Source organism: Pseudomonadota bacterium, assembly GCA_039815145.1.
GTDB lineage: Bacteria > Pseudomonadota > Gammaproteobacteria > Steroidobacterales > JBCBZW01 > JBCBZW01.
Window position 1 is genome coordinate 1 of record JBCBZW010000212.1, and the last position, 5634, is coordinate 5634.

At 61.8% G+C, this 5634-nt stretch carries 2 protein-coding genes; one reads left to right on the forward strand and one right to left on the reverse strand.

Annotation, left to right across the window (positions count from 1 at the left end; genetic code table 11):
* The coding region (locus AAF184_24390) for a glycosyl hydrolase (protein ID MEO0425495.1) at positions 1-2673 on the forward strand (2673 nt) is incomplete at its 5' end.
* Between the two features lie 866 nt (positions 2674-3539).
* Here the strand turns inward: AAF184_24390 and AAF184_24395 are convergent.
* On the reverse strand, positions 3540-5372 hold the full coding sequence (locus AAF184_24395; GenBank protein ID MEO0425496.1) for an integrin alpha: 1833 nt from the start codon (positions 5370-5372) through the stop codon (positions 3540-3542).
* Positions 5373-5634 lie beyond the last annotated feature (262 nt).

Here is a 5634-nt window from a genome sequence, read left to right on the forward strand (position 1 = left end):
CATCTCTGGGCGCCGGGCGGCGACCGCGGCGTGTTCCGCACCCGCGACGGCGGTGAGACCTGGGAGAACGTGCTCCACCTCGACGGGGCCACGAGCTGCTCCGATCTCGCCATGACGCCGGACGGCGGCACGCTCTACGCCGGCATGTGGCAGGTGCGCCGCTACCCCGACTTCTTCGAGTCCGGGGGCGAGAGTTCCGGCCTCTACCGCAGCACGGACGGCGGTGACACCTGGTCGCCCCTCACGGCCGGTCTGCCTGAGGGCGAGAAGGGCCGCATCGCCGTGACCGTCGCCGCCTCCGAGCCGACGCGCGTCTACGCGACGATCGAGAGCGAACACACAGCGCTCTTCCGTTCCGACGACGGTGGCGACACCTGGGAGGAGAAGGACGACTCCGCCAATGTGCAGATGCGCCCCTTCTACTTCGGCGAGCTGGTGGTCGATCCCAGCGACCCCGAGCGTGTCTACAAGCCCGCCTTCACCCTCACGGTGAGCAGCGACGGCGGTGACACCTTCTCAGGCATGTTCGGCGCCGGCTTTAGCGTCGCCATCCACCCGGACCATCACGCCCTGTGGGTCAACCCGAAAAACCCGCGCCAGCTGTTCCTCGGTACGGACGGCGGCGTTTACACCTCGCAGGATCGCGGCTTCCACTGGCGCCACATAGCGAATCTTCCCGTTAGCCAGTTCTACCATGTCGCCGTGGACGCTCGCTGGCCCTACAACGTCTACGGCGGTCTGCAGGACAACGGCTCCTGGATGGCCCCCTCCCAGGCGCCGGGCGGCATTCAGAACAAGGACTGGCAGAACATCGGTTTCGGCGACGGCTTCTGGTCCTTCCCCGACCCGAATGACGACCGCGTGCTCTACAGCGAGTACCAGGGCGGTCAGCTCAAGCGCATCGACCGTGAGACCCTCGAGATCAAGCGTATCCAACCCGCGCCGGGTCCCGACCAGCAGAAACTGCGCTTCAACTGGAACACGCCCCTTCACATGAGCGCGAACAGCCCGGGCACCATCTACTACGGCGCCCAGTACCTGTTCCGCAGCAAGGACCGTGGCGAGTCCTGGGAGGCGATCTCGCCGGACCTCACCACCAACGATCCCAAGGGCCAACGGCAGGCCGAGTCCGGCGGTCTCACGATCGACAACTCCACCGCCGAGAACTTCACCACGATCTACACGATCAGCGAATCGCCCCTCAACGGCGAGACCCTCTGGGTGGGTACGGATGACGGCAACGTACAGCTCACGCGCGACGGCGGCGCCAGCTGGGCGAACGTGGTGACCAACATCAGTGGCGTGCCCAAGGGCACGTGGGTGTCGCGTGTCGAGGCCAGTCCGCACGATGAGGCGACCGCCTTCGTCACCTTCGACGGCCACCGTCGCGGCGACATGCAGACCTACGTCTTGCGCACCACGGACCACGGCAAGACTTGGACGTCGCTCGCCACCGACGACATCGAGGGCTACGCCTGGGTGATCAAGCAGGACCCGGTCAACGCGGACTTGCTCTACCTCGGCACCGAACGCGGTCTCTACGTGAGTCTGGATCAGGGCCAGAACTGGGCCCGCTTCTCCGAGAACTTGCCTAAGGTGGCCGTGCACGACCTCGTGGTGCACCCGACCGAACACGACCTCGTGATCGCCACCCACGGCCGCGGCGTGTACATCATCGATGACGTGACGCCCCTGCGGTCGCTCACCCAGGAGATCATCGATTCGAACGTCGCCATGCTGCCCACGCGCCCGGCGCCGATGGTGTTGAACACGCAGCTGCAGAGCTTCGGTGCGAGCGACTCCTTCGTCGCCGCCAATCCACCGCAGTCGGCGACCATCGTCTACTACCTCAAGAAGCGGCACCTCTTCGGCGACCTCAAGGTGGAGGTGTTCCACGAGGACGGCCGACTCATCGCCACCCTGCCGGGCGGCAAGCGCCGTGGCTTGAACCGCGTCGAGTGGCCCATGCGCTTCAAGGCGCCGAAGTTCCCGCCGGCGACCAGCCTCGTGCCTGGTTTCTTGGGGCCGCGTGTGCCTGAGGGCGAGTACCGGGTGGTGCTGACCAAGGGCAAGGAGACCCTCGAGTCGACGGTGCAGCTGGTGCCCGATCCGAGGACGCCGCACTCCGAGCCCGACCGAACCGCCCAGCAAGCCCTGGCCCTCGAGCTCTACGACATGATCAACGATCTCACCTTCCTCTCGGATAACCTGATCGAGGTGCACGCGCAGGCCGGCGCGCGAGGCGAGGGTGCCGAGGGCGAGCTCGCCGTGGCGCTCGATACCTTCGCCACGGCGCTGGAGGACTTGCGTACTTCCCTGTCCTCGAGCAAGGGCGGCATGATCACCGGCGAGGAGCAGTTGCGCGAACGTCTCGGCACGCTCTACGGCAACGTCACCGGTTACGACGGTAAGCCCAGCACCACCCAGTTTGCTCGCCGCGACACGCTGAAGGGTGAGCTGAGCGATGCCCTGGCTTCGGGCGAAGCGCTGCTCGGCGAGGAGCTCGCGAAGATCAACGGCCTGCTCGCCGCAGCTGAGTTGGAGCCGTTGACGCCCATCGACCGGGCCAGTTGGAATGAGGAGGAGGGCGTGACGAGCTTCTCGTCAGCGGCCGGTACGCACTTCTGGCAAGTGCAGCTGCCGGCTGCTATTGCAGGGTTTAGCTTGCACTAGGTGCTGGCGGCGAGTGTGGGTGAGTAGGAGGCTATCGAAATAGGGCATTCTGCACAGATTCGTGCCGATCATCCCGAACCTGGGTAGGTAAGCTTCTGTTCATCCATGGGCGTTGTCATGAGGTCGTGGTGGTGACGCCCCGAAAGGCGGCGGGCGAGGGCTCCGGGCGCGGAAGCGCGTGGAGCGCCGCCCGCGCAGCGTCTTCGTCGTCCACTCCTCACTCGTCGAGTCGCTCCGCATCAAGGATCTGCCAGACACATATCCTCATGTTCTGCGATCGCTGAAGGAGGAGATTCAGTAGGCACGAACTCGTGCTCGTTTGGCTGTCAACAGTGAGCTGATCCAGCTGTACTGGCGGATCGGGAAAACCGTTCTCGAAGAGCAGCAGGCCCGAGGGTGGGGTGCGAAGGTCATCCGGCAGCGGAGCGACGATCTGCGGGAGGCCTTCCCAGAGATGACTGGCTTGTCCCGCGCAAACATCCATTACATGCGCCAGTTCGCCGAGACCTACCCGGAGGGCCCAATTTTGTCCAACAGCCTGTTGGACAAATTCCCTGGAGCCGCAACATCACCCTGATGAGCAAGGTTGCAGACCCTATCGCCCGCCGGTGGTACGCCGGGGAGACGATTCGCCAGGGCTGGGCAGGGTAAGTGCTGCCAAGTAGCCGCCAGTAGCCGGCCTCGTGCCATGTAACCGGTTGCTGCGGTCGACGCCTGACCCGTGCACCATTTGGGCTGCCCCCGGAGTGGCACTCGCCTCAAGTGGGGCTCAGGCGTTAGGCTGCTGCAGCAACCGATGGCCTAGTGGTCCAGTTATAGGACATCAAGATGACCAGGACGCCATCCTACCCGACCACTTGTTGCGATCAACGTTGACAAACATCCGTGAGGCCACTCGGCCCAGGGGGCATCGCACGGTCGCCGAGAAGCACTAGAGCATCGCCAATCGTTACAACGCCATCGCCGTCCAGATCGGCGTTCTGATCGTTGGACCCGAACGCTTCTCGCATGATGAACCAGTCCTGCCGGTTCACGAGACAGCTATCGTCTAGATCCGCATCACACACGTTGCCGTAGCCATCAGCGTTCGAATCCCTCTGGTCAGCGTTTGCTCTCTGGATGCAGTTGTCTACACTGTCTGCGACCCCATCATTATCTGTATCGAGGTCTTCGTCCCTCCCAAAGAGAAGGAACACCTTACCTTGCGCAAACAGCCCATCGGGCTGAGCGTTGCTTGCTCCTACTGCAAGATCGTCGATTCCATCGGCGTTGAAATCGCCCACCCCGCGGACGCCGATGCCAATAAGATCCCCTCGACCATCGATGAGGCGGCCCTGTATTGCGAATCCGTTCTCGCCATCCAGATCATCTACGTGGATTCTGGGTACCGATCCCAGATCAGCATGACCGTAGAGCACATACACCTCTCCGCGATCATCGAATTCACCATCGGACTCGAGCTCAGCGCCCGCGGCACCGACGACAGCATCTGGAATACCGTCACCGTTAATATCACCAGCCGGATTCGACTCTCGCCCGAGTCGGTCATTCTCGTTCCGGCCTTCGATCGTTATCCCATTGCTTCCGTCGAGTTCCGAGGTTCGCACGACGCCGGAACCTCCAACATCGGGACCGCCAAACACGATGTAACTCTCGCCGACGCTCAACTCACCGGTGGGCCGGGCTTCGGACCCCGACACAACAAAATCATTGTAACCATCGTTGTTCATATCACCCAGGCTACCGACAGAGACACCACAACGGTAGTTGCTACCGACACACTCCAACAGGAATCCGTTTTCTCCATCTAGTTGCCCTAGGAGATCCCGGGGTGGGGACAAGCCCGGAGACCCGAACAAGACGTAGGCACCACCTTCCCGCCCAATCTCTGAACCATCCGCACTGAGGCTGCTCGCGCCAAACAAAAGGTCGTCGATACCATCTCCGTTGACGTCGAAGGCCTCAGCGGTGTCACGACCAGTCTGCGTGTCTACTTCCACCCCATTCAGTGTGAACCCCGTCTCCGGAGTAAGCGTGCGCAGTGCGATCGATCCGGTACTTCCGAGTTCCGGTCCCCCGTAAATCACGTGGAGTTGACCGGGGTTGTCTACAAAGCCTGGGTCGGCAAGCTCTGAGCCAATCGCTATATCTAGGTACCCATCTGCATTGAGGTCTCCGGCAGAGCTTACACGCATGGCGCGCCCACCATCGAAGAAACCGAACGTAAAGAACCCGTTCACTCCGTCGAGTGACGATAGATCGAATTCACCTCCAGGTGCGACGTTTTCCCCGCCGTAGATGACGTACACAGTGCCAACATCACGGCGCACTGGCCCATCCCCGAAAACGGCTCCAAGCCCGATATCGTCAAAGCCATCTCCATTTAGATCTCCAAGCGAGGCGAGGTTCTCCCCTAGGCTATCCAGCTCCTGCATGCCACGCACGACGAAGCCGTTCTCGCCATCAAGATCGCCGAGGCGGAACTCGGAGGGGAAAGTAGAAGACCCGAAAACAACATAGACCGCGCCCACGTTACTCTGCTCACCCGTAGACTCGCCAAGCGCTCCTACAAGTAAATCGTCGATACCATCGCCATTGAAATCACCAGCGGTGCTGACCGAGATTCCTGCTGCTCCTCCTTCACTGACGCCATCTAAGGTGATGCCCAGCTCAGGACCAAACTGATCTAGGGGCAGCACACTTGGAAATGGCCCAGCGTGAGCCGACGTCGCAACAACGACTGCCAACGCTCCGGTGACCACCAGTGTCCCGCCTAAGGAAGGCTCCGCGCGGAAAGGGGCAACCGTTCTTCTTATGGTTATCAATTGTCAGTCCTCCATGGAGAAGCGGGGGGCCCCCCGACCCACCACACGTAGCCCAAAGAAAAAGAATCGGCCGGCGCAAAAAAAAAAATAGGACCCACAAAACCCCACAAAACAAAAAAGAAAAAAAAAAAAACAA